This window comes from Rhodococcoides fascians A25f, assembly GCF_000760935.2.
Classification (GTDB): Bacteria; Actinomycetota; Actinomycetes; order Mycobacteriales; family Mycobacteriaceae; genus Rhodococcoides.
Genome location: NZ_CP049744.1, coordinates 4691201 through 4714231, shown reverse-complemented (window position 1 = coordinate 4714231; position 23031 = coordinate 4691201). Strand labels below are relative to the sequence as shown.

The window sequence follows — 23031 nt, the reverse complement described above, 5'->3', positions numbered from 1 at the left end:
ACCTACGCCGAGCGAATCGACGTCGGTAGGGTCGAAACAATGCACAGTGAATCGCAGCGATCGAAGGTCGAGCCGTTTCATGTGATGGATGTGTTCGCGGCAGCAGCCGAGCGGGCACGTACTCACGGTGATGTTCTCTCGCTCGCCGCAGGTCAGCCCTCCACCCGAGCACCCCGGCCCGTGTTGCGCGCCACCCGGGAGGCCCTGGACGCGCATCTGCTCGGGTACACCGAGACGCTCGGGATTCTGCCGCTGCGCCAGGCAATCGCCGAGTACCACAGTGCGCGGTACGGCATCACCGTCGACGCCGACGACGTGGTGATCACCACCGGGTCGTCGGGCGCGTTCACGTTGCTGTTCCTCGCTGCGTTCGACGCGGGCGACACCGTTGTCATGGCCAGGCCGGGCTACCCGGCGTATCGAAACACATTGGCGGCGTTGGGCTGTCGCGTGGTCGAACTGGACTGCGTGGAAGAGACGCGGTTCCAGCCGACCGTCGCGATGCTCGAGGAACTGCCCGAGCCGCCCGCGGGGCTCATCATCGCGAGCCCGGCCAACCCCACCGGCACGATCATCGACCCCGACGAGCTGGCCGCGATCGCTCGCTGGTGCGACGAGCACGGAACTCTGCTGATCTCGGACGAGATCTACCACGGCATCTCGTACGGCGATGCGCAGACGGCGAGCGCCTGGGAGACGTCGAAGGAATCCGTCGCCATCGGATCGGTGTCGAAGTACTTCTCGATGACCGGCTGGCGGCTGGGTTGGATGCTGCTGCCGGCCCGATTGCGCAGAGCCGTCGAACGATTGGCGTAACATGACGGTGTGCCCACCGGCGATCTCTCAGGTTGCCGCCATCGCCGCATTCACCGAGGAGTCCCGCATCGAGTTGGATTCTCACGTCGAGCGCTACGCCGTCAACCGCCGAATTCTGCTCGACGGTCTGCCGGCCATGGGCATCACCGACCTCGCGCCTGCCGACGGTGCCTTCTACGTGTACGCCGACATTGCGCATCTCACCGATGACTCGCGGAGTTGGTGCGCGCGAGTGCTGTCCGAAACCGGGGTCGCACTGGCACCGGGCGTCGATTTCGACACCGTACGCGGAAACCACACCGTGCGATTCTCGTTCGCCGGCACCACCGTCGACGTCGAGGACGCGTTGGAGCGCCTTCGGGTCGTGATCGAGGTGCCTTGGGGTCGTTCCGCAGGCTCCACTCCTGCCTCGTAGCAGGCCAAGAGTCCCGTTCACATGCGGCGCAGCCGCTCCAGTACCTCGTCGATGTCTTCGGAGTCGACGTCTCGGTGGGTCACGAAGCGCACCTTGCCTGCGACGGTCACAGCGGCGATACCCAGGCCGGCGAGCTCGGTCACCTTCTGCGCCGGATCTTCGACGGTGGCCAGCACGATGTTCGTCTCCGGTTCCGGCACATCCCAGCCTCGCTCCCGCAGTCCACGGGCAAGGGTCGCCGCGTTGGCGTGATCCTCGGCCAGATCGCCGATTCGATCCAGCGCAACGAGCCCTGCCGCAGCCAGAACGCCACCCTGACGAACCCCGCCGCCCAACATCTTTCGGACGCGTCGGGCCTCGTGGATTCGCGCCGCGTCGGAGACCAACATCGAGCCGACGGGGGCTCCGAGGCCCTTGCTCAGGCACACCTGCACCGTGTCGGCGCCTGCAGTCAACGATGCAATCGGAACATCGAGGGCCACAGCGGCATTCCACAGTCGCGCACCGTCCAGGTGAATTTTCAGACCCGAATCACGTGCGGCACCGACGAGTTCGGACCATTCGTCCGGCCCGAACACGGCACCGCCGGCAAAGTTGTGGGTGTTCTCGAGCGAGAGCAGCGTAGTCCGCAGCGCGAAGTACGGTCCTGCGCCACCGGCCTCGGCGCGAACGGTCGACGCGAGGGGACGGCCGGGGCCTGCGTCGTGGGGGAGGGCGTTCGGCATCCCGCCTGCCAACCACGCTGCGGTGCCGAGCTCGGATCCCAGCACGTGCGCGTGCTCGGGTGCCAGGAACCGATCGCCGCGCTGCAGATGCAGCATCAGCGCAATGATGTTGCCCATCGAGCCCGATGGCACCCACAGTGCCGACTCGAATCCGAGCATGCCTGCGACGGCCTCTTCCAGTGCCGCCATCGTGGGGTCGTGATCGAGGACGTCGTCGCCCACTTCGGCGTCTGCCATGGCTTTTCGCATGACCGAATCGGGCCGGGTGATGGTGTCGGAGCGGAGGTCGATCGTTCTGTGTGCCACGAGTAACGACAATTCCATAGCTCGAAAGCAGTCCGACGAACGGCCTGGAGCTGGCACGATGACTTGAATGTCCGCAGGTCCGACCGAGTCGCAACACAAGGTGTCGGGTGCGACTCCGAAGGGGGTGCGCCGCCGCCAGGCATTGGCGTCGGCCGCTGCGGACCTCCTCGTCGAGGGTGGCTTCGACGCGGTTCGGCACCGATCCGTGGCCGCGCGAGCCGGGCTTCCGCTGGCGTCGACCACCTACTATTTCGAGTCCCTCGGAGACCTTGTTGCTGCAGCAGTCGACGTCGTCGGAACCCGTGAGATCGACGTCATGCGCGGTCGCATCGAGGACGAGGGCAAGTGCTCGAACGAAATGGAATCGACGGTCGACCTCATCGTCGACCTGCTCATCGGGCCACAGGACGGCCACGAGCAACTGATCGCACGATACGAGCGCTTCATCGCGTCGGCCCGGCATCCCGAACTGCGGGAAGTGCAACTGCGGCTGCGCGCCCAGATCGACGACCTGCTCACCGACGTGCTGCGTAGATCGGGCCGAACCGTGCAGGAAGAGCAGCTGCGACGACTCGTGGCGGTGGTCGACGGAGCAGTGGTGGGCGCGCTCAGCGAAGTGGACCCCGATCCTCGTGAAATGGCGCGAAGCATGCTGTTGGCCGTCATCGACATCGTGGCACCGGCGGAACAGGTGCCGGCCGATTGACTGCTAGTCGGTCTCGTCAGGGTCTGCGTCGTGGATTGGCAGTACCTCGCACACGCCGCCCTCGCAGACGGGGCCGTGGTCGTCGCCGATGATCTCCAAAGGACTGCTCATGAGCCGGCAGCGGCCTTCTGCAGGACCTCGGCGAACACCGACGGTTCCTGCGCGCCCGAGACACCGAGCCGTCCGTCGATCACGAAGAACGGCACACCGCTGATCCCGTACGCGATGGCCTGCTCCTTGTCCGCGCGCACTGCTGGCAGGAACTCCTCGGATTTCAGCGCCTCGACCACCTCGTCGCGGTCGAGGCCGACCTCCGTGGCCAGGTCGGCGAGGTCATCGGTCCGGCCGACGTGGCGGCCCTCCTCGAAGTAGGCCGCCAGAAGCCGTTCCTTCATCTCGACCTGCTTGCCCTTCGACTTGGCGAAGTGCAGAAGCTCGTGCGCCTTGACGGTGTTGGTGTGCTGCAGGGCGTCGAAGTCGTACGCGAGCCCCTCGCCTGCGGCCAGCTCGGTCATCTGCCCCAACATCTGCGTGACCTGGGCGGCCGGCATGCCTTTGTGCGAGACGAGAAAGTCGACCTCGCTGCCGTCGAAGTCGACCGGTGTGTCGGGCGCCAGCTCGAACGAGTGGAACTCCACCTCGAGCGTTCCGCCCCCGGCGGTGAACGCTGCAGCGCCTGCCTCGAAGCGGCGCTTGCCGACGAAGCACCACGGGCATGCGATGTCGGACCAGATGTCGACCTTCACTGTTCGGCTCACGTCGGCTCCAACCTCGGAACACGCTGCGGTTATTCCACTCCGCGGCGATGGTCTCGATGCTCGGTCCGACGGCCGAATCCGAGTCCGACCTCATCCGAGACCGACAACTGCGCCACGTAAGCTGGACGCTCGTGAGCATCCCGAATGTCCTGGCCACCCGTTACGCGAGTCCTGAACTGGTGGAGCTGTGGTCGCCGGAGCACAAGATCGCCCTGGAACGCCAGTTGTGGATCGCCGTGCTGCGCGCGCAGTCCTCCCTCGGAGTCGACGTACCCAACGCTGCGATCGCCGACTACGAAGCCGTCGTGGACCAGGTGGATCTCGCGTCGATCGCCGAGCGTGAGCGGGTCACCCGGCACGACGTCAAGGCTCGAATCGAGGAGTTCAACGCCCTCGCAGGCCATGAACACATCCACAAGGGACTCACCAGCCGCGACCTCACCGAGAACGTCGAGCAGCTGCAGATCCTCCGCTCGCTCGAACACGTGCACGCGCACGGCGTCGCGGTTGCCAAGCGGCTGGCCGAACGCGCTGCCGAGTACTCCTCGCTCGTCATGGCCGGTCGCAGTCACAATGTCGCGGCTCAGGCCACGACTTTGGGTAAGCGTTTCGCCTCCGCAGCCGACGAGCTGTTGCTGGCACTGGCCCGGGTTCAGGAACTGATCGCTCGCTACCCACTGCGCGGGATCAAGGGCCCGATGGGCACCTCGCAGGACATGCTCGATCTCTTCGGCGGCGATTCCGCCAAGCTCGTCGCACTCGAGCGCATCGTCGCCGACCACCTCGGGTTCCGGCACACGCTCACCAGCGTCGGCCAGGTCTATCCCCGCTCGCTCGATCACGAGGTCGTCTCTGCGTTGGTCCAGATCGGTGCCGGACCGTCCTCGTTCGCGCATACCGTCCGACTGATGGCGGGCCACGAACTCGTCACCGAAGGCTTCCAGCCGGGGCAGGTCGGCTCGTCGGCGATGCCGCACAAGATGAACACCCGCTCGTGCGAGCGCGTCAACGGCTTGCAGGTGGTACTGCGCGGCTACGGATCGATGGCCGCCGAGCTCGCCGGTGCGCAGTGGAACGAGGGTGACGTCTTCTGTTCGGTCGTGCGCCGCGTCGCCTTGCCCGACGCCTTCTTCGCCATCGACGGTCTCATCGAGACCTTCCTGACGGTGCTCGATGAATTCGGTGCCTACCCGGCCGTCATCGCCAAGGAACTCGACCGATACCTGCCGTTCCTCGCGACGACGAAGGTGCTCATGGCCGCCGTGCGCGCGGGCGTCGGCCGCGAGACCGCGCACGAGGCGATCAAGGAACACGCCGTCGCCGTCGCACTGGCGATGCGCGAGCAGGGTCAAGAACCCGACTTGCTCGACCGACTGGCCGCCGACGACCGACTCCCACTCGATCGGGCTGCCCTCGATGCTGCACTTGCAGACAAGACCGCTTTCATCGGTGCGGCCGACGCCCAGGTCAGTGCTGTCGTCTCGGCCGTGGAGCGGTTGATCGCGAAGTTCCCGGGCGGAGCGTCGTACAGCCCGTCGCCGATTCTCTAGTCAGGACAGGACGTCGGGGAGGTCAGCGACGGAGTCGATCACGTGGTCGGGCTCCATCGCGAACTCGTCCGTGATGCGGCGGTCCAGCACATCCTGACGGAACTTCCCGGTGCGCACCAGCACCCCCGTCATACCGACGACCTGGGCGGCGAGAACGTCGTTGTCCAGGTCGTCGCCGACCATCACGACATCGTCCGGGTCGACGCCCATCCGGTCGGATGCCGTCCGGAAGCCCAGCGGAGCCGGCTTCCCGATGGCCTTCGCGGTATGGCCCGACGCTTGTTCCATTCCGGCCAGATACATGCCGGTGTCGATGCGCAAACCGGCTCCCGTGCTCCACATCAACGACCGATGCATCGCGACGACGGGTATGCCGCGGCACAGCCAGTCGTAGACGCGACTGAGGCGCTCGTGGGTGAACTCCGGCCCGGCCCCGCCGACCGCCACGACGTCGGGATCCTCGGACGTCTCGTCGACGAACTCGATTCCCGGCATGTCGCCCTTGATCTCACCGTTGTTGATCAGCACCACGCGCGCGTCCGGATAGTTCTCGCGTAGATGATCCGCGGTGAGCGACGCGGCCGTGACGATCTCGTCGGAATGGACGTCCAGCCCGACATCGCGCAACGCTCCGGCGATCTGTTCGCGTGTCTTCGACGTGGTGTTGGTCAGAAACGCGCGGGCAATGTCCTTGCTGTCCAGGAACTTCAGCGTCTCCGCGGCCCCGGGCACCGCCTGCCACGACGTCACCAGAACGCCGTCGATGTCGAAAAGAACCCCGCCGATACCCATCGGCAAACAGTAGTCGGGTTACCGAACGCCTGCAGCCTCAGCCATGTCGTGCACGTAGGGTCGACCGCACCTAGGGCGTAAGTCATACGCGTGAGGGACCTTTCGCCCTGTTTCTTCGACTGTGTGCTCCCGACAATGGGTTTGTGACCTACTGCGGCGCGGAGAGCTGACGTCGTGACGGAAACGTCGGATCACAGCAGAGACGAATGGGGCTCGGCTATGTTCTCCGCTCGAGGCGAGCCGGTCCGAAACCGGACCGTCCGTGGATTCGAATTCTATTCGGCTGCGGGGTCCGTCGCCGACTCGAGCGGCTCTCGGTCGGTGTTGCGGCAAATCCGTTCCAGTACTGCACGATCGGTGACACTGTCGTGAGCTGGATGGACGTCGAGCCCTTCCTGGTGGCGCTTGCCATCGGGCTGCTGCTCGGGTTCGAGCGTGAACGCAGCCATATTCGCAGCTCCCGGCCGGGTCGCGTTCGTTCGCGCTGCTGTCTCTTGCCGGAGCCGTCGCCGCCGGCTTCGACAACTGGGCCGTCGCAGCCGGCATCGCTGTCGTCGGGCTGCTCATGGCACTTGCCTACCTCCGCACCAGCGGGCAGGACCCGGGGACCACTACCGAGATTGCCGCGCTGGTGGCCTATCTGCTCGGCGCGCTCGCCTATACCGACCCGTCGGTGGCCGTCGCCCTTGCCGTGATCGTGGCCGCACTGCTGGCGTCGAAGTCTCGCATTCATCGCTTCGCCCGTCAGATGGTCAGCGAGATCGAACTCGAAGACGCCATCAAGTTCCTCGTGGCGGCGTTCGTCATCCTGCCGTTGTTACCCGATCGCGGAATCGGACCCTAGGCGTGCTCAACCCGGCCAAGGTATGGCTCCTCGTCGTTCTGCTCACCGGTATCGGATGGATCGGATACATCGGCGTCCGGACGCTCGGGCCCCAGCGCGGTCTGCTCGTCACGGGTCTGGCCGGCGGATTCGTATCCGCAAGTGCGGCGACTGCGTCGATGGGCCGGCTGAGCCGAACGGCCGATGACATGCGGGCACCGCTCGCCGGGGCGCTCGTTGCCAGCCTCGCCACCTTCATACAGTTGCTCGTCGTCATCGGGTTCGTCGAGCCGGAGGTGCTTCGACGACTGTGGCCCCCGGTGGTGGCGGCAGCCATGGTGCTCGTTCTGGTCGCCGCCGTCGTCTACCGCGGTGCCTCGGCCGGCGCACAAGACGCTGAGACGAGCGCGAGCGTCGAACCGCAGACCGCGGCGCGGCCGTTTTCGTTGCGGCCGGCACTCGTCTTGGCCGCTGTTCTCGTCTTCGCCCTCTTTGTCGGCCGATGGGGTGCCGACGTTCTGGGTTCGCGAGGAGCGGTGCTCGCCGCAGCTGCGGCGGGTCTCGCCGATGCCCACGCCGGCGCTCTCGGTGCTGCGAGCCTTGCTGCGAAAGGCACCATCACGGTCGACAGCGCGCTGCTGGCAATCGCTGCTGCGCTGGGATCGAACCTGCTGGTCAAGAGCGTGCTGGCCTTCACCTCGGGTGGTCGTCGCTTCGGTCTCGGGTTTCTTGCGGGCATGGCTGTGCCGACCATGGTCTTCGCGGTCGCGATGACCATGGTGGTGACGGTGGGGTGAACTGCAGTGGACCTTAGAGTCGGGACTGTGAACCCATATACGATCTTCGCCGAAATCACTGCCGGGACGGCCGAGTCCTCCCGCGTCCACGAGGACGAGACAGTGGTCGCGTTCATGGACATTCGACCGCTCACCAGTGGACACGTACTGGTAGTGCCCAGGGAGCAGTTTCGGACGCTGGCGGAGTTGCCGCCGGAAGTCGGCGCCCGTCTGTTCGTCGTGGGGCAGAAAGTGGCCGCCGCTGTGCGCGCGAGCAATCCACGCGTCGCCGGCGTCAACCTGTTTCTCGCCGACGGCACGGTGGCAGGCCAGGAAATCTTTCACGTGCATCTGCACGTCATCCCACGCATGATCGGCGACGGCTTCGGCCTCCGCGCTCGACCGTCGTCCCCGCAGCGATCCGAACTCGACCGACGAGCTGCGGAGATCGCGGCGGCGATTACTCGGTAGTGACCTTCTGCGCCTTGGACAGTGCGTCGGCGTAGACGTCGATGGTCTTGGTGTAGCGGCTGTAGCTCTTGTTGGCGCCGTAGTCCCAGAGCACCATCTGTTGCTTGTCGACGGCCGCGATCGTGTCGAATCCGGGGTAGCGACTGGGGATGTCGGCCAACTTCACGTCAGCCGCGTTGGCAACGTCGTGGTAGACGAATGCGACATCGGCATCGACACTCGACACGTTCTCCCACGACACCTTCTTCCAGTATCCGTCGTCGGTGCCGTCGGGGGTGTACATCTTCAAGCCCCAGCTTTCGTAGTCGCTGAAGTCCGGATCCGCGGACGGGTCGAGTACGTACGCGACGTCGAGGGGCCAGACGCCGACTCCGGTGAGGTCCTGGCGTTCGGCGGCAACCTTTGTGAAGTTGTCGACGGCAGCGTCGTAGTCGGCCTTGATGTCTGCCAGTTGCGGGGTGTCGAGGTCGACGCCGAGCGAGGACGCGAGTCCGGCGTAGTTCTCGATGGTCTTCGCTGTCGAGGTCGTGTCCAAGGTGACACCCAGGGTGGGAGCGAGCTGATCGATCGTGTCGGCCTTGGACGTGTCGGCCGTGGTGGTCAGCTTGCCGAACTGGCCGAATCGTGGGTTGAACTCGCCGATGACAAGATCCGGTTCGAGGCCGGCGGCTTTCTCGAAATCGAATGCGCCCCAGCTCTCGCCGACCGATTCGATGCCGGCGAGATCGGAGCAGCTCAGAATGGGGCTGGTGCCCATCGGAGTCGTCGACCAGATGGCGATCGGCTTGATTCCGTACGACATCAGCGCCGCAGCGGATTCCTCGTCGGCGATGATTCTGGTCGGCTGGGTAGCGAGGGAGATCGTGCGTCCGCGACCGTCGGTGTACGTGAACGGTCCGGACGCGCGGTCGACTGCATCGACGCGGTCGTTCTCGCCGCACGCGGCGGGGTTCGCGTTCAGGTCGACGATCTGTGCGCCGCGGTCTTCCGGTTCGGTGGTGTCGCTGCTGCATGCCGCGGCAGTGAGAAAGACGAGGACAGCAATGCTCCCGGTCAGGGCACGTGGTCGAGACCCGTACCGGCCGGTGCTGGGGATTCGATGGGAGATCATGTCTCGCTTTCGTCTTGGTTGCATTTACCGTCATGGCCCGGTGCGACGCATCGCACCGTCGCTGACCGTCGGCCCAACCGCGTGGTTCGAGGCCTACGACGAGACTTCGGTTCGGCGGTGGAGGTGATCAGGAGACCGTGCAGTACCTTACTGCGTGATTTAGGTGAGCGTTACCTTATAAGTGCTACCTTGTCAGTCGCCTCACCCGGTCGGGTGTGAGACGCCGCAGTGTGTTGTCGAGTCGAGAGGTACCGAGCAACGATGAAGGTTCGTACGAAGTGGACGAGGAGCGCCGCGTCGATTGCGCTTGCCGGAGGGCTGACCATCGCTCTCGCCGCCGCCGGCTGCAGCAGTAGTACCGACGAGGCACCCACGGCCGAGTCCACCACCGCCGCGTCGGAATCAGCATTTCCGGTCACCATCGATTCCGCACTCGGATCCGCGACGATCCCCGAGGCCCCGACGCGCGTCGCCACCTGGGGTTGGTCCAACCAGGACGCCATGCTCGCTCTCGGTGTCGTGCCCGTCGCCATGCCGACCTTCGACGGCCCGCAGTACGGCTCGGAAGGCGGCATCTTGCCGTGGGACGCGAAAGCGCTCGCCGACCTCGGCGGCGAAACACCCACGCTGCTCTCCGGTGACGGAACCGGAGCGGTACCCGTCGAGCAGTTCGCCGCTGCCGCCCCCGATCTGATCTTCGCCCCGTACTCGGGATTGACCCAGGAAGAGTTCGACAAGCTCTCCGACATCGCACCGGTCGTCGCATACCCGGACGAGCAGTGGACGACCTCGTGGCAGGACCAGCTCACCATCGCGGGCAAGGCACTCGGCAAGGAGAAGGAGGCCGCCGATCTGGTCTCCGGAGTCGAGAATTCCATCTCCGACGCGGCCGCGAAATACCCGGCGCTGCAGGGCAAGACGGTCACCATCGCTCTCCCCAATGCTCCCGGCACGTTCGCCGTCAGCAAGGACGACGACGTGCGCGTCGAGTTCCTCGAACAGCTCGGGCTGGTCAACGAGCCCACCATTCAAGAGGCCGACCCGGCCAAGGATCCCGATGCCGTGTTCTTCGAGCTCAGCCTCGAGCAGGCGTCGCTGTTGAAGTCGGATGTGTTGTTCGTCGTCGCCTACGACAAGGAATCACTGGGTGCCTTCCTCGTCGAACCGGCTGTGGCCTCGCAGCCTGTGCTGGCACAGGGACGCACTGCATCCACCGAAAGTCTCAGCGTCGACAAGAACTTCGCGTTCGGCGGTTTGACGGTACTGACGATTCCGTACATCCTCGACGACGTGGCATCGGCGCTGAACACCGCCGCCGAGAACGTCCAGGGCTGATCCGAGCGCAGGCCCACCCGACGCACCGCGGACGTGCATTCATCCGAGAAGGAGCGTGTTGCACCGTGGCAAGGTCTCACCGACTTCAGGTCGTCTTTCCCGAAGTCATCCGAACGGCCACCGTGATCGACACGGAGCAACTCAGTTCGGGAATGCGCAGGATCGTGCTGGGTGGGCCGCAGCTGCGGGAATTCTCGCGAGACGGATACGACTTTCCGGCGCTGCGTAGCGAGGGATTCGACGACTTCGTCCGCCTGTTCTTCCCACTCGACGACAACGGCACGATCGCTCTACCGGTGCAACACGAGCGCACGGTTGAGTGGCCGCGGGACCCGCGGCCGCTGACCCGCAACTACACCGTGCGCAGCGTCGATGCCGAGACTGCCGAAGTGACTCTCGATTTCGTCACCCACGACACCGGAATCGCGTCGACGTGGGGGCGTCGCTGCGCCGTGGGTGATTCCATCCCACTGTTGGGCCCGGTGCGCTCGGGTCACGCACCCGCCGAGGTGGATTGGGTGTTGCTTGTCGGAGACGAAACCGCGTTGCCTGCTGTTGCTCGCTACCTCGACGAAGCCGGAGCAGGTGAGCGAATCCGGGTGTTCGTCGAGGTGGCCGACGCCGAGCGAGAACTACCCTTGCCGACGGCCGCCGACGTCGAGATCATGTGGGTCCACCGCGACGGCGCGGTTGCAGGTACCGGAGACCTGCTGGAAACAGCCGTGCGCAGTGCGCCCTGGTGGGAGGGAACCGTGTTCGCCTGGGTAGCAGGCGAATCCACAACACTCAAAGGCATCAGGCGATACCTGCGCGAGGATCGCGCGATGCCGCCGGAGATGGTCGAGGTCACCGGCTACTGGCGGCGCGCAGAGGTTCTCACCCGCGCGGACGATCCGGAAGTTCCCGATCTCAACGCTCGCGAATCCGAGCCGTTCGACAGGCTTGCCGAACGAGCGGAGATGTTCTCCCCCTTCGCGATCAGGGCGGCGAACACGTTGCGCATCCCGTTGCATGTCTCCCGCGGAATACGCACCGTCGACGAACTGGCCACGGCCACGGGCACCGATACGCGAGCATTGGCAAAATTCGTCCGCTACCTGCGGTCCGTCGACGTGCTCACCGAGGATTCGGATGGCGGTGTGATCCTTGCCGATATCGGTGAAGCCATGCTCGGTGACGACTGGATTTCGCACTGGCTGGATTTCGACGGTATCGAGGCGCGAGTGGAATTGTCGATCACCGGACTCGTCGAGAGCCTGCGCACCGGCGCTGCCAGTGCGAGCCTGCTGACCGGCAAGACGTTGAGCGAGGACCTCGCCGGCTCGCCTCGGCTGACGGAATTGCACCACAACCACATTGCGGACGAGGCAGCGTTCCTGGGTCCTGCTCTGGTCCAGGACTATTCGTTCGACGGCGTGTCGACGTTGGCGGTGACCGGTGCGGCATCCGGGGTGGTGCTCGGCTCGATCCTGACGGGCCACGACGCGATGTCGGCAACCGTTCTGGGATTGCCCAGCGAACTCGACCTCGTCCGACGCGATCTGCAGACGTGGCCGGAACTTCCGGCGCGCGTGACCGAGTGCGCTCAGAGTGTGATGGCCGAACCCCGTAGGACCCCCACGGACGGATTCGACGCATACCTGTTGCTCGAGGTCACCGGGCATTATCGTGACGACGATCTGGCGTTGCTCCTGGCGAGCGCCGCAGCAGGCTTGTCGGAGGGAGGCAAACTGGTTGTGGTGGAAAGACTGTCGGACGACGGTGCGATCAACGAGGATCAGGCCGAGTTCGATCTGTTGATGCTCTGCATGCATGGCAGTGGAGTGCGAACCAGAGCCGAGTTCGAGGCGGTCGCAACCGCTGCAGGCCTGGTGGTGACCGCGTCTCGTCTCGTCGGCTGGGGTATCGCCGTACTCGATATCCGTAGTGCAGACCGTGTGAGGACAGGGTGATCGATGAGGCGGACCACCCGGTGTCAGCGGAGGGGCTTGCTCACACCGATGCGCGGCGGACCGCAGGGTTGGTCGTCGTCATCGGAGTTCTCGCGACCCTGTGCCTGGTGAGTGTCGCGGTAGGCACCGAGTACATCCCCCTCGGTTCGGTCTGGCATGGCCTGTTCTTCTCCGACGGTTCCACCGACTCTGTGATCGTCCGCGAACTGCGCCTTCCGCGAACCGTTCTTGGGCTCGTCGTGGGCAGCGCACTAGGGGTGGCCGGTGCACTGATCCAGGCGATGACGCGAAACCCCCTGGCCGATCCGGGCATCCTGGGCGTCAACGCCGGAGCCGCGTTCTTCGTCGCGTTGGCCGTCGGCGTACTGGGTTTCACCGGTATCGACTCCTACATCTGGTTCGCGTTCGCCGGAGCCGTACTCGCCGCGGTCGCGGTGTACGCACTGGGGTCGATGGGGCGGGCGGGCGCGACGCCGATTCGCCTGACCCTGTCCGGAATTGCGCTCGGTGCGGTACTCGGTGGAATCACCTCGGGCATGCTGCTCCTCGACCCGGACGCCTTCGACAGAATGCGGTTCTGGAGCGCGGGATCATTGGCCGGCCGCGGCCTGGACATCGTGACTGCGACCGGGCCGTTCATCGCATCGGGGCTGTTGCTGGCTGCCCTCGTCGCACGTCCGCTCAACGCGATCGCACTCGGTGACGATCTGGCGCAGTCGTTGGGAGCACGAGTGATGCGTACGCGCCTCATCGGTGTTGTCGCAGTGACTCTGCTCGCCGGTGCCGCGACCGCAGCGGCCGGGCCCATCGGGTTCGTCGGACTGATGATTCCGCACATGGTGCGGTGGTTCGTCGGGCCGGATCAGCGCTGGATTCTGATCTACACCGTGTTCGCGGCACCGGGACTGCTGCTGCTTGCCGACGTGGTGGGCCGTATCGTTGTTCGGCCGGGTGAGCTCCAGGTGGGGATAGTCACCGCATTCGTCGGCGCTCCGGTACTGATCGTGCTGGTCCGCCGCAAGAAGGCGAGCGGACTGTGACCCCAGGGCAGCGCGGCAGCGTGGACTTCGGGCGGCGGTTGTGGATCGTTCGACTGCGTGATCGGGTGGACGGACGAATCGACATCCGAACGGTGACGGTCTGTGCCGCACTGCTTCTCGCGACGGCGGTGGTCGCCGTTCTCGCGGTCGGTACCGGCGACTACTACGTTCCGCCGAACGAGGTGCTGGCCGCGGTGTTCGGTGACGCTCCACGCGTCACCGAGATCATCGTCATGGAGTGGCGCTTTCCCCGAGTGGCACTGGCGTTCCTGTTCGGAGCCGCCCTCGGTGTATCCGGTGCGGTCTTTCAGTCGTTGACGCGCAATCCGTTGGGCAGCCCCGACATCATCGGATTCGCCACCGGCGCGTACACAGGCGCGCTCGTCGTCATCCTCACTCTCGGTGGCGGCTATTACCGGACCGGAGCGGGCGCGCTCGTGGGCGGACTGGCCACGGCGGCGGCGGTGTATCTGCTTGCCTACAAGCGCGGGGTGCAGGGCTTTCGGCTGATCATCGTCGGGATCGGCGTCAGCGCGATGTTGGCCTCGGTCAACACCTGGTTGGTCGTGAAGGCCGATCTGGCCGAAGCGATCGCGGCCGCCGTCTGGGGTGCGGGAAGTCTCAACGGGTTGGGATGGGCGCAGGTGTGGCCGGCGCTGATAGTGATGGCCGTGATCACTCCGTGCCTGGCGGTACTGTCGCGGCGGTTGCCGATGTTGGAGATGGGGGACGACGCCGCACGTGCCCTCGGGGTGCGCGCCGAACCGACGCGTCTGATGCTGGTTCTTCTGGGCGTAGCGTTGATCGCACTGGTCACCGCGGCCGCGGGACCCATTTCGTTCGTCGCGCTCGCTGCGCCGCAACTCGCGCGCAGGCTTACCGGAACATCAGGAGTCGCGATGGTACCCGCGGCCTGTATGGGGGCGCTGATGCTCGTGGTCAGTGACGTTGTCGCACAGCGCGTCTTCGCCCCGACTCAGCTGCCGGTCGGTGTTGTGACCGTGTCGGTGGGAGGCGCATATTTCGTGTGGTTGCTCGCTCGCGAAGGGAGAAAGCAGTGACAGGGAGAAAGCGATGACCGAGTCTCGGTTGCACGCAGACGCGATCACGGTCGGATACGACAAGAGCGTGATCATCGAGAACTTGACCGTCGCGATTCCCGACGGCAAGTTCACGGTCATCGTCGGCCCCAACGCCTGCGGTAAATCGACGCTGCTGCGAGCACTCTCGCGGCTGCTGAAGCCCTCCCTCGGAGCCGTTCTGCTGGACGGCAAGTACATCTCGTCGTACCCGGCAAAGGAGGTTGCGCGACGCCTCGGCCTGTTGCCCCAGACCTCCATCGCACCCGACGGTATCTCGGTAGCCGATCTCGTTGCGCGAGGACGATATCCCCATCAGAAGTTGATCCGGCAGTGGTCGACGGCGGACGAGGATGCGGTCGTCCTGGCCATGGACGCCACCGGAGTGACGTCGCTGTCGGCCCGACCGGTCGACGAACTGTCCGGTGGACAGCAGCAACGAGTATGGGTGGCAATGGTTCTCGCGCAACAGACACCACTTTTGCTCTTGGACGAGCCCACGACCTTTCTCGACATCGCGCACCAGATCGAGCTTCTCGACTTGTTGGCCACACTGCCCCGCGAGAACGGCAACACACTGGTCGCGGTGCTGCACGACCTCAACCACGCCTGCCGGTACGCCGATCACATCATCGCGATGAAGGACGGCGCCGTCGTCGTCGAAGGGCCGCCGGCCGAGATCGTCACCGCCGACGTGGTGGAGGCGGTTTTCGGACTGCCGTGCCGCATCATCGACGATCCGGAATCGCACACTCCATTGGTGATTCCGATCGCGCGACGCTGAGAAGCACGGCCGACACTCAGGCTCCGAGCGTCGCACCGCCGTCGACGTAGAGTGCCTGCATCGTGATGTGTCGGGCCCGATCGGAGAGCAGGAATTCGACCGAGTCGGCGATGTCTTCCGCAGAGGCTATGCGGCCCAACGGAATACCGTTCTTGTACGACGCGAGGTCACCGTCGACGACGGGTTGAATGTTGCTCTCGTCGGTCGCGTCCGGCCACAGAGATCGCTGCATGTCGGTATCGGTGGACCCGGGTGCGACGATGTTGGCCCGGATGCCGTCCCGAGCCAGTTCGAGACCGAGGACCCGAGTCAACATCGTGGCGGCGGCCTTGGAGGATCCGTAGGCACCCATCGACATTCGCGGTACTCCTGCCGCGTTCGAACCGACGACGACGACGGCTCCGGTACGGCGTTCGCGCATCGGCTTGCATACCGCCTGTACGACGTTGAGTAGCCCGAACACATTGACATCGAATATCTTTCGCCAGTCGTGGAGACTGGAGTCGAGAACGGAGCCGGTGGACAGGATGCCTGCGACATGGGCCAAGCCGCTGATCGGACCGAGCGTGGACTCGATCTCTGTCACCATCGCCGTGACTGCGTCGGGATCGCGCACATCCACGACATGAATGCTCGCTGCGCCGCGGAGGAGGGCGGCCGTTTCGGTGAGGGCCTCGTTGTCGATGTCTGCGAGCGCGAGCCGCCGCCCGGCGTGAGCGAGTGCGATGGCGGTTGCGCGGCCGATTCCCTTGCCTGCACCGACTACCAGAGTGATTGTCACAGTGTCACCCCCAATGCGCAGAGCACGGTACCGAACTTGGTGGACGTTTCTGCCAGTTCGGCCGAAGGGTCGGACTCGGCGACGATCCCGCCACCTGCGTATGCGGTCAAGACTCTTCGATCGGAACTGATTTCGGCACAGCGGATCGCCACCATCCACTCACCATCTCCATCGGAGTTGCACCAGCCGACGGCCCCGGCGTAGAAGCCTCGGTCGCCCTCCAATTCTGCGATCGTCCGATAGGCGGCGTCGGTGGGTGTACCGCACACTGCCGGCGTCGGGTGTACCGCGAGTGCCAGCTCCAGGGCTGTGGTGTCGGGTTGTCGGAGCTCCCCTCGAATGGGCGTTCCCAGATGCCACAGTTGCGGCGTACGAGTCAACGTCGGGGCATCGGGAATGTCGAGGCTGCGACACAGAGGCGCAAGCGATTCGCGGAGTGCATCGACGACGAACGCGTGTTCGCGAGTGTCCTTCGACGACTGGAGCAGTGCCTGGCCCGCGTCGCGGTCTCGACGCTCGTCGGGGTCGCGGGCAACGGATCCGGCCAGCGGATGGCAGGTGACCGTCGAGGCTCGGCGACGGATCAACACCTCAGGACTGGCACCCACGAGCGCACGGCCTACGTAGTGCCCGCCTGCAGGGCTGAGATCGACCTGAAAGCCGTTGCGACTACGGTTGTTCGCCACGAGTGCCGACAGAACGGCCGAGGGGTCGATGCGATTGTCTGCCCGTAATCTCAGTGTTCGCGCGAGAACCACCTTCTGCAGCGAATCGGCGGGGTCCGCCAGTGCCCGTACGGCAGTGCAGACGCGATCGAGATGATCACGCTCACCTCGATCACCGACGGTGAATCGCGGCAGTGCAGGACCTGACGGGGTCTGCGGCCCTGATGTCGTCGGATCGACGAATGTCAGTGTTGTGGGAACCGAAAGGGCGCAGGGAGAATCCCGGCGGAATGCCAGTGCACCGACCACGGCGGACGCCGCCCCCGTCCGGAGTGCGCCCGCCGCCTCGACCGGGTCGTCGTAGCAAGTCTCGATCCCGCGACCGATAGCTGTCCCGTGGGGACGTGAAAGCACGAAACCCTCTGCAGCGGTTGCATCCTCGGTTCGGTCGGCGCGCACCGTGCTGATCTGGGGCTTCATTTCCATCCTCGTCTCATCGGTGAAGACCTCATGGTCTTGTTTCTGCAAACTCCCTGAGGGGTTTACACTCGGCAGTCGCAATGTAGGTTAGGCTAAACTGCCCCCAACCGACAAGGACAACAGCACCCATGGCGATCGATCACTCCGAACCAGTCGACATTCTCGGCGTCGGCTACGGCCCGTCGAACCTGGGTTTGGCTATCGCTCTGCAGGAACGCAACCGAGCGGTACCGCAGCAGGATCGATTGACCTCGGTGTTCGTGGAACGTCAACTGGAGTTCAGGTGGCATCCGGGCATGCTCCTGCCCGGCGCGACGATGCAGATCTCTTTCCTCAAGGACCTGGCGACGCAGCGAAACACCCGCAGCGAATACACCTTTCTGGAGTACCTGGCTCAGCGAGATCGACTGACACACTTCATCAACCTGCAGACTTTCTTTCCCTCCCGGCTCGAGTTTCACGACTATCTGACCTGGGCGGCAGCAAAAGTCGATGCCGACGTCGCGTACGGGACGTCCGCCACCTCGGTTGCGTGGAAAAGTGGCTGTTTCGAGGTCTCGGTAACCGACAACGACGGACGCCCTAGCATGTTGCGTGCGCGCAACGTGGTGCTCGCAGGTGGTTTGACGCCCACACTGCCTGCCGGCGTCGCACCCAGCGCGCGAGTGTTCCACAACCACCGTATTCTCGATCACCTCGAGGCATTGCCGGATCTGCAGCACCGTCGGTTCGTCGTAGTGGGTGCCGGGCAGAGTGCTGCCGAAGTGGTTGCACACCTGCACGATCGCTACCGTGATGCCGAGGTGCACGGCGTCTTCGGCAAGTACGGGTACAGCCCGGCAGACGACAGTCCGTACGCCAATCGGGTGTTCGACCCGGAAGCGGTGGACGACTTCTATTCCGCCACTCCGCAATTGCGGGAGCAGCTGATCAATTACCACCGCAGTACCAATTACTCCGCGGTCGATCTGCCGCTCATCGAAGATCTGTACAACCGGGAGTACGGCGAGCGAGTGTCCGGCGACCGCAGGTTGTTCGTACACGGGGCATCCGAGGTGTCGATGCCCGAACCGATCGACAACGGTGTGGAGGTCGCGATCGTGCATCGCCCCACCGGCAGAGTGGAGCGGCTCGACTGCGATGCTGTGGTGTACGCCACCGGTTTTCGGTCGCTCGATCTACGCGGCATTCTCGGCGAGCTCGGCAACGACTGTGTGTTCGCACCCGACGGCACCCCGGAGGTCGAACGTGATTATCGGTTGCGGACCGATGAGTCCATTACCGGTGGTATCTACTTGCAGGGCGGAACGGAACATTCGCACGGGCTCACGTCATCGTTGCTCTCGAATATTGCCGTGCGATCGGGCGAGCTGGTGGACTCCTTGGGCTCGCGTGCGCTGCTCGACTCGGTCCTGGCGCGCTGACATCGTGAAATTACCGATCTTCTTCGACGCGCCGCCCACGCCATTGGCGTTGCGGGACATCGAGATCGACCAGACCACGACCCCACGTCAGCTGACATTGCGGACGATGTTCGGGGCCAAGAGGTACACCGTGCCTGCCGGCATACTGTTGATCTCGCATCAGCTGTGCGCGGCGTTGGTCCCGGTGATCATGGGAGTGGCCGTCGACCGAGCCATCAGGACCGGCGACCCCCAGCAGCTGGTGCTGTGGGTAGCGGTGCTCGCGGTGAACTTTGCGTTCATGTCCATGACTTTTCGCTTCGGTGGACGCATCGGATTCCTCGGCATGAACGCCATCCAACACCATATTCGAACCCGGGTCACCGACAGAATTCTCGACTCGCGTGGAATGGCAGGACCAGCAAGACAACCGGGAATGTTGCTCTCCATAGCGACATCGGACGCGCGGCAACTCGCCACGTCCGTCGCAATCGGGATCTATCCGCTCGGTGAATTCGCTGCGGTGCTCTTCGCTGCACTGATTCTGTTGTTCATCTCGTGGCCGCTCGGACTGGCCATCGCGATCGCCGCGCCACTGATGCTCTGGCTGATGGATCGAGCTGGAGCGCCATTACGCCGCCGTAGTGGTCTCGAGCAGCAGTTGGCCGGTGAGGCGGCCGGAACCGCAGCAGATCTCGTCGGCGGGTTCCGCACGGTCAAAGGTCTCGGGGCAGAGCCCGAGGCTACCGGTCGCTATCGCGCAGCGAGCGGGCGCGCGCTCGAAGGTACGTTGCGCGCCAGCGTGGCCCGTGCGGGATACCTCGGATCCATGGACTTGGTCTCCGGTTCGTTCATCGCCGCGGTTGCGGTCGCGGCGGGCCTGATGGCATCGAGCGGGGCAATGACGGTAGGGCAGCTCATCACTGTCGTGGCCGTCACCCAGTTCGTCATGGGCCCGCTACAGGCCTTCGCCGCCAACTTCGGTGTCGTCTGGGCCGGTGCGTTGGCGTCGGCTCAGCGAGTCGCGACCGTTCTGCAGGCACCACCGGCGGTCCGCGATTCCCCATCGACCGGCTGCTCACGCGGAGCGGACTTGGCGTTGAGGGGAGTGCGGTGCGGCGGCGGGGACGTTGCCGATGTCGAGATAGCCGAAGGTGAGTTCGTCGCAGTCGTGGCCGGGCCTGCAGCGGCACGAGCATTGGCCGAGGTTCTCGCTGGTTCGGGCGAACCGGATTGCGGCACTGTGACAGTCGGCGGAGCGGAGATACACCGATTGTCCTCCACCGAGCGGAAGTCGCGTCTGCTCGTCGTTCCACACGAAAGCGATCTGTTCGAAGGAACTGTGGCGGAGAATATTTCGCGCTCGACGATGCTGCCCGGTGATTCCATCGATCGAGCACTGTTCGCGGCTGTCTGCGAGGACCTCGTCGACGCGCTGCCCGACGGCTTGAATACCGACGTGGGTGAGGCAGGCCGGTTGCTTTCGGGCGGGCAACGGCAACGAGTATCCCTGGCCCGCGCGCTCGCCGCCGATCCGCCGATTCTCGTGTTGCAGGATCCGACGTCGTCGGTCGATTCGGTCACCGAGGCGCTGATCGCCCAGCGGATGGTCGAGATGCGACGCGGACGTACCACCGTGGTGATCTCGTCGTCGCCCAACCTGCGGGCCGTCGCATCCACCGTCATGCACCTCGAATCCGCTCGGTCGGTGGAGGACATGTCGAAGCAACAGCAGGATGTCGAGGTGAGTTCGTGATGTCGTCGTTGGACACCGTGACCCCACCGTCGGCGAATCCATCTACGCTACCGGTCGCGGGCGTATCGCAAGTGCTGGCCGAAGTCCGTCGATCCTTCAGAGGGTCCGGCGTGCGAATGTTCGTCGTCGTCGCGGTGATGATTGCGGGCGCTGCCCTCGGACTGGTTCCGCCGTGGGCACTCGGACGCATGGTCGATACCGTCATCGACGGCGGTGGAGCGCACCGGATCTGGCTCCTCGGGGCTGGGATGGTGGGTGCAGCCGTGTCGTTCGCCGGATTCACAGCTCTGGGAGTGGCGTTGTCCGCGCGACTGTTCGAGACGGCGCTCGCGCGATTGCGCGAGTCGATGTTCGCCACCAGCCTCGGGCTCCCGCTGGAGCGGGTCGAGCGTGCAGGAAGCGGAGATCTCATTTCTCGTGCGACCGACGACGTCGACGAGGTCTCGTCTGCGATCGATGCCGTTGTGCCTGCACTTTCTGCGTCGCTGTTCACAGTGGCACTCACGGCGGTCGGACTGACCGCACTGGACTGGCGCTTCCTCGCCGCGGTGGTCGTCGTCGTTCCGATCTATGTTTTCGCGGTGCGGTGGTACCTGAAGAACGCTCCGGGAATCTATGCCGCTGAGCGGGCCGCCATGGGTCTTCGTGCGCACCAAGTTCTGGGATCGGTCCGAGGTCTGCGCACTGTGCACGAATTCGACATGGCCCCGGCGCTGGCACGACGGGTGGGCACGCATTCCTGGGAGGTGGTGCGGTGGAGCATGCGTGCGCGCATCGTCCAGAACAGGTTCTACGGACGCCTGAACACCGCACAGTTCGTCGCCATGGCCGCTCTGCTGATCATCGGCTTCCACTTGGTCGGTGCAGAGGCAGTGACGGTCGGAGCCACGACAACCGCAATGTTGTTGTTTCTGAGGCTCTTCGAGCCGATCGACAACGTTCTGTCGGTGATCGACGAACTTCAATCGGCGATTGCCTCACTGGCACGCATCGTCGGAGTGATCTCGCTGGGACATCCATCGGCCGTGCGGCACGGTGCCGACGACGAATTGCCGGCGGCAGGGGCTCTGCACGCTCGAGGTGTCAGCTTCGGGTACACACCGCAACGCCAGGTCGTGCAGTCGGTCGACCTCGCCGTCGAGCGGGGCGAAACTGTTGCCATCGTCGGTACTTCCGGTGCGGGAAAGTCGACGCTCGCGGCCGTGTTGGCAGGGGTGCGTCAGCCGACTTCCGGATCCGTGCACTTTGCGGGAGTAGATGTGAACGAGATCTCGGATACGGCCCGCGCACGACGAATCACGCTCGTGACTCAAGAGGTACACGTGTTCACCGGCAGCCTGCGCGAGGACCTCGGCCTTGCCGCACCCGATGCCGACGACGAAGCGATGAAGACCGCGTTGCGTACGGTGCTGGCCGATGAGTGGTTCGACCTGCTTCCCGATGGTCTCGATACTCGGCTGGGAGACGCCGGGCACGCGCTTACCCCCGTGCAAGCTCAGCAGTTGGCGCTGGCTCGGCTGGTTCTGGTCGACCCCGCGGTGGCGATCCTGGACGAGGCAACTGCCGACGCAGGGAGCGCCGGCGCGTCGTTGCTCGAGCGGTCTGCCGCGGCTGCCCTCGAAGGGCGCTCGGCCGTGGTCATTGCGCACCGACTGGATCAGGCGCGTCGCGCTGATCGAATTCTGTTGATGGACAACGGGTGCATTGTCGAGAGTGGCTCGCACGAGCAGCTACTCGAACAAGGTGGGCGCTATGCGCGCCTGTGGAACGCCTGGACTCTGCACCGCTGAACAGATGTACCGAAGAGAGGGACGATCATGGCAATACCCAAGATTGCGAGCTACGAGTTGCCCAACCGTAGCGAAATTCCGCACAACGTCGTGGACTGGACATTGGATCCGAACCGCGCGGCGCTGCTGGTGCACGACATGCAGAAGTACTTCATCGACGCCTACGTCGACGCCCCCGAATTGATCACCCCCGTCATCGACAACATCGCCGCGATCCGGTCCCGGGCCGACGAACTCGGTATTCCTGTGGTGTTCACGATGCAGCCGGGGGATCAACATCCCTCCCGTAGAGGCATTCTCGCGGACTTCTGGGGACCCGGGCTCGGTACGGGGCGCGACACCGAGGTGATCGAACGGCTTCGGCCGAACGTCGGTGACATCGAGGTCACGAAATGGCGATACTCGGCGTTCCAGCGCACCGATCTGCGCGAATTGTTGGCACATCACGGTCGAGATCAGCTGATCGTCACCGGCGTGTACGCCCACATGGGCTGCCTTCTCAGTGCAGCCGAGGCCTTCATGTCCGATGTGTCACCGTTCTTCGTCCTCGACGCCACCGCGGACTTCTCCCGCGACGAACACCTGATGGCAGCTACGTACGCCGCCAAGCGATGCGGCACGGTCGTCACCACCGACGAGGTGGCATCGTCGCTACGGAGATCGAGTGCAGCTGTCGGAGTGAGCAGTTGAATACTTCGACAGCCGAATCCGTTGTAC

General features: G+C 64.8%; 21 protein-coding genes and 1 pseudogene. 15 read left to right on the top strand and 7 right to left on the bottom strand.

Translation table 11 applies throughout. The features are described from left to right. The first annotated feature begins 39 nt into the window (after positions 1–39). Positions 40–1231 (top strand): annotated as a pseudogene (locus tag BH93_RS22075) (pyridoxal phosphate-dependent aminotransferase). A gap of 17 nt (positions 1232–1248) precedes the next feature. Here the strand turns inward: BH93_RS22075 and BH93_RS22070 are convergent. Next, positions 1249–2262, bottom strand: a complete 1014-nt coding sequence (locus BH93_RS22070; protein ID WP_242459033.1) for a threonine aldolase family protein — start codon at positions 2260–2262, stop codon at positions 1249–1251. A gap of 67 nt (positions 2263–2329) precedes the next feature. Here BH93_RS22070 and BH93_RS22065 point away from each other — a divergent pair, with 67 nt between their 5' ends. After that, a complete protein-coding gene (locus BH93_RS22065) occupies positions 2330–2968 on the top strand; it encodes a TetR/AcrR family transcriptional regulator (RefSeq protein ID WP_052065041.1) in 639 nt (212 codons plus the stop codon). A 107-nt stretch (positions 2969–3075) separates the two neighbouring features. On the opposite strand, the gene BH93_RS22060 is transcribed toward BH93_RS22065, so the two are convergent. Then, positions 3076–3726, bottom strand: coding sequence for a DsbA family oxidoreductase (locus BH93_RS22060; protein WP_037173282.1), 651 nt, complete (start codon positions 3724–3726; stop codon positions 3076–3078). Between the two features lie 131 nt (positions 3727–3857). Between BH93_RS22060 and purB the strand changes: the two genes are divergently transcribed. After that, positions 3858–5276: an adenylosuccinate lyase gene (gene purB / locus BH93_RS22055; protein ID WP_032376530.1), complete on the top strand. Its 1419-nt coding sequence runs from the start codon at positions 3858–3860 to the stop codon at positions 5274–5276. Here purB and BH93_RS22050 read toward each other — a convergent pair whose 3' ends face one another. Beyond that, positions 5277–6068: an HAD-IIA family hydrolase gene (locus BH93_RS22050; RefSeq protein ID WP_037173281.1), complete on the bottom strand. Its 792-nt coding sequence runs from the start codon at positions 6066–6068 to the stop codon at positions 5277–5279. It lies immediately after the preceding gene. A gap of 275 nt (positions 6069–6343) precedes the next feature. Continuing rightward, positions 6344–6517, bottom strand: coding sequence for a hypothetical protein (locus tag BH93_RS22045; protein WP_165712585.1), 174 nt, complete (start codon positions 6515–6517; stop codon positions 6344–6346). A gap of 35 nt (positions 6518–6552) precedes the next feature. Here BH93_RS22045 and BH93_RS28260 point away from each other — a divergent pair, with 35 nt between their 5' ends. From BH93_RS28260 to BH93_RS22035, 3 genes are read left to right on the top strand one after another with little or no spacing between them, the layout of a single operon-like run. Continuing rightward, complete coding sequence (locus BH93_RS28260) at positions 6553–6912, top strand: hypothetical protein (RefSeq protein ID WP_347402327.1); 360 nt, start codon at positions 6553–6555, stop codon at positions 6910–6912. Positions 6913–6914: 2 nt separating this feature from the next. Further along, positions 6915–7688, top strand: a complete 774-nt coding sequence (locus tag BH93_RS28255; protein ID WP_347402318.1) for a DUF4010 domain-containing protein — start codon at positions 6915–6917, stop codon at positions 7686–7688. A gap of 27 nt (positions 7689–7715) precedes the next feature. Then, on the top strand, positions 7716–8138 hold the full coding sequence (locus BH93_RS22035) for an HIT family protein (RefSeq protein ID WP_037173279.1): 423 nt from the start codon (positions 7716–7718) through the stop codon (positions 8136–8138). Here BH93_RS22035 and BH93_RS22030 read toward each other — a convergent pair. Next, positions 8128–9249, bottom strand: a complete 1122-nt coding sequence (locus BH93_RS22030) for an ABC transporter substrate-binding protein (RefSeq protein ID WP_037173277.1) — start codon at positions 9247–9249, stop codon at positions 8128–8130. The two genes, BH93_RS22035 and BH93_RS22030, sit on opposite strands and share 11 nt — an antisense overlap. Before the next feature lie 261 nt (positions 9250–9510). Here BH93_RS22030 and BH93_RS22025 point away from each other — a divergent pair, with 261 nt between their 5' ends. From BH93_RS22025 to BH93_RS22005, 5 genes are all read left to right on the top strand, one after another. After that, positions 9511–10584 (top strand): ABC transporter substrate-binding protein, encoded by a 1074-nt coding sequence (locus BH93_RS22025; protein WP_037173276.1) that lies wholly within the window; start codon positions 9511–9513, stop codon positions 10582–10584. A 65-nt stretch (positions 10585–10649) separates the two neighbouring features. Further along, positions 10650–12536, top strand: a complete 1887-nt coding sequence (locus BH93_RS22020; RefSeq protein ID WP_052065040.1) for a siderophore-interacting protein — start codon at positions 10650–10652, stop codon at positions 12534–12536. Continuing rightward, positions 12533–13576 carry an iron chelate uptake ABC transporter family permease subunit gene (locus tag BH93_RS22015; protein ID WP_037173274.1) on the top strand — a complete coding sequence of 348 codons (1044 nt, stop codon included), beginning with the start codon at positions 12533–12535 and terminating at the stop codon, positions 13574–13576. The genes BH93_RS22020 and BH93_RS22015 overlap by 4 nt, the downstream gene beginning before the upstream one ends. Continuing rightward, on the top strand, positions 13573–14637 hold the full coding sequence (locus BH93_RS22010) for a FecCD family ABC transporter permease (protein WP_037173272.1): 1065 nt from the start codon (positions 13573–13575) through the stop codon (positions 14635–14637). Before BH93_RS22015 ends, BH93_RS22010 begins: the two co-directional genes overlap by 4 nt. A 13-nt stretch (positions 14638–14650) precedes the next feature. Next, entirely contained in the window at positions 14651–15439 is a 789-nt protein-coding gene (locus tag BH93_RS22005) for an ABC transporter ATP-binding protein (protein WP_037173271.1), read from the top strand. 16 nt (positions 15440–15455) lie between these two features. Here BH93_RS22005 and BH93_RS22000 read toward each other — a convergent pair whose 3' ends face one another. Beyond that, positions 15456–16220, bottom strand: a complete 765-nt coding sequence (locus BH93_RS22000) for a 2,3-dihydro-2,3-dihydroxybenzoate dehydrogenase (RefSeq protein ID WP_242459032.1) — start codon at positions 16218–16220, stop codon at positions 15456–15458. Beyond that, positions 16217–17365 carry an isochorismate synthase gene (locus BH93_RS21995; protein WP_080739009.1) on the bottom strand — a complete coding sequence of 383 codons (1149 nt, stop codon included), beginning with the start codon at positions 17363–17365 and terminating at the stop codon, positions 16217–16219. The genes BH93_RS22000 and BH93_RS21995 overlap by 4 nt, the downstream gene beginning before the upstream one ends. A gap of 128 nt (positions 17366–17493) precedes the next feature. Here BH93_RS21995 and BH93_RS21990 point away from each other — a divergent pair, with 128 nt between their 5' ends. The 4 genes from BH93_RS21990 (at position 17494) to BH93_RS21975 (ending at position 23004) form a co-directional block, all read left to right on the top strand. Continuing rightward, positions 17494–18789, top strand: coding sequence for a lysine N(6)-hydroxylase/L-ornithine N(5)-oxygenase family protein (locus BH93_RS21990; RefSeq protein WP_037173269.1), 1296 nt, complete (start codon positions 17494–17496; stop codon positions 18787–18789). Positions 18790–18793: 4 nt separating this feature from the next. Further along, a complete protein-coding gene (locus BH93_RS21985) occupies positions 18794–20524 on the top strand; it encodes an ABC transporter ATP-binding protein (RefSeq protein ID WP_155290925.1) in 1731 nt (576 codons plus the stop codon). Between the two features lie 116 nt (positions 20525–20640). Then, positions 20641–22314 (top strand): ABC transporter ATP-binding protein, encoded by a 1674-nt coding sequence (locus BH93_RS21980; RefSeq protein ID WP_242459252.1) that lies wholly within the window; start codon positions 20641–20643, stop codon positions 22312–22314. 27 nt (positions 22315–22341) lie between these two features. Further along, the gene (locus BH93_RS21975) at positions 22342–23004 is read left to right on the top strand and encodes an isochorismatase family protein (RefSeq protein ID WP_037173267.1); all 663 of its coding nucleotides are present in this window, start codon (positions 22342–22344) and stop codon (positions 23002–23004) included. Positions 23005–23031: the final 27 nt, after the last annotated feature.

Excerpts from the sequence above, each read along its gene's own strand:
- BH93_RS21990 (WP_037173269.1), top strand. The coding sequence starts at position 17,494 with ATGGCGATCGATCACTCCGAACCAGTCGACATTCTCGGCGTCGGCTAC.
- BH93_RS22045 (WP_165712585.1), bottom strand. The coding sequence starts at position 6,517 with ATGGCTGCGTTCACGCTCGAACCCGAGCAGCAGCCCGATGGCAAGCGC.
- BH93_RS22065 (WP_052065041.1), top strand. The coding sequence starts at position 2,330 with ATGTCCGCAGGTCCGACCGAGTCGCAACACAAGGTGTCGGGTGCGACT.
- BH93_RS22005 (WP_037173271.1), top strand. The coding sequence starts at position 14,651 with ATGACCGAGTCTCGGTTGCACGCAGACGCGATCACGGTCGGATACGAC.
- BH93_RS22030 (WP_037173277.1), bottom strand. The coding sequence starts at position 9,249 with ATGATCTCCCATCGAATCCCCAGCACCGGCCGGTACGGGTCTCGACCA.
- BH93_RS21975 (WP_037173267.1), top strand. The coding sequence starts at position 22,342 with ATGGCAATACCCAAGATTGCGAGCTACGAGTTGCCCAACCGTAGCGAA.
- BH93_RS22050 (WP_037173281.1), bottom strand. The coding sequence starts at position 6,068 with ATGGGTATCGGCGGGGTTCTTTTCGACATCGACGGCGTTCTGGTGACG.
- BH93_RS21980 (WP_242459252.1), top strand. The coding sequence starts at position 20,641 with ATGTTCGTCGTCGTCGCGGTGATGATTGCGGGCGCTGCCCTCGGACTG.
- BH93_RS21995 (WP_080739009.1), bottom strand. The coding sequence starts at position 17,365 with ATGAAGCCCCAGATCAGCACGGTGCGCGCCGACCGAACCGAGGATGCA.
- BH93_RS22025 (WP_037173276.1), top strand. The coding sequence starts at position 9,511 with ATGAAGGTTCGTACGAAGTGGACGAGGAGCGCCGCGTCGATTGCGCTT.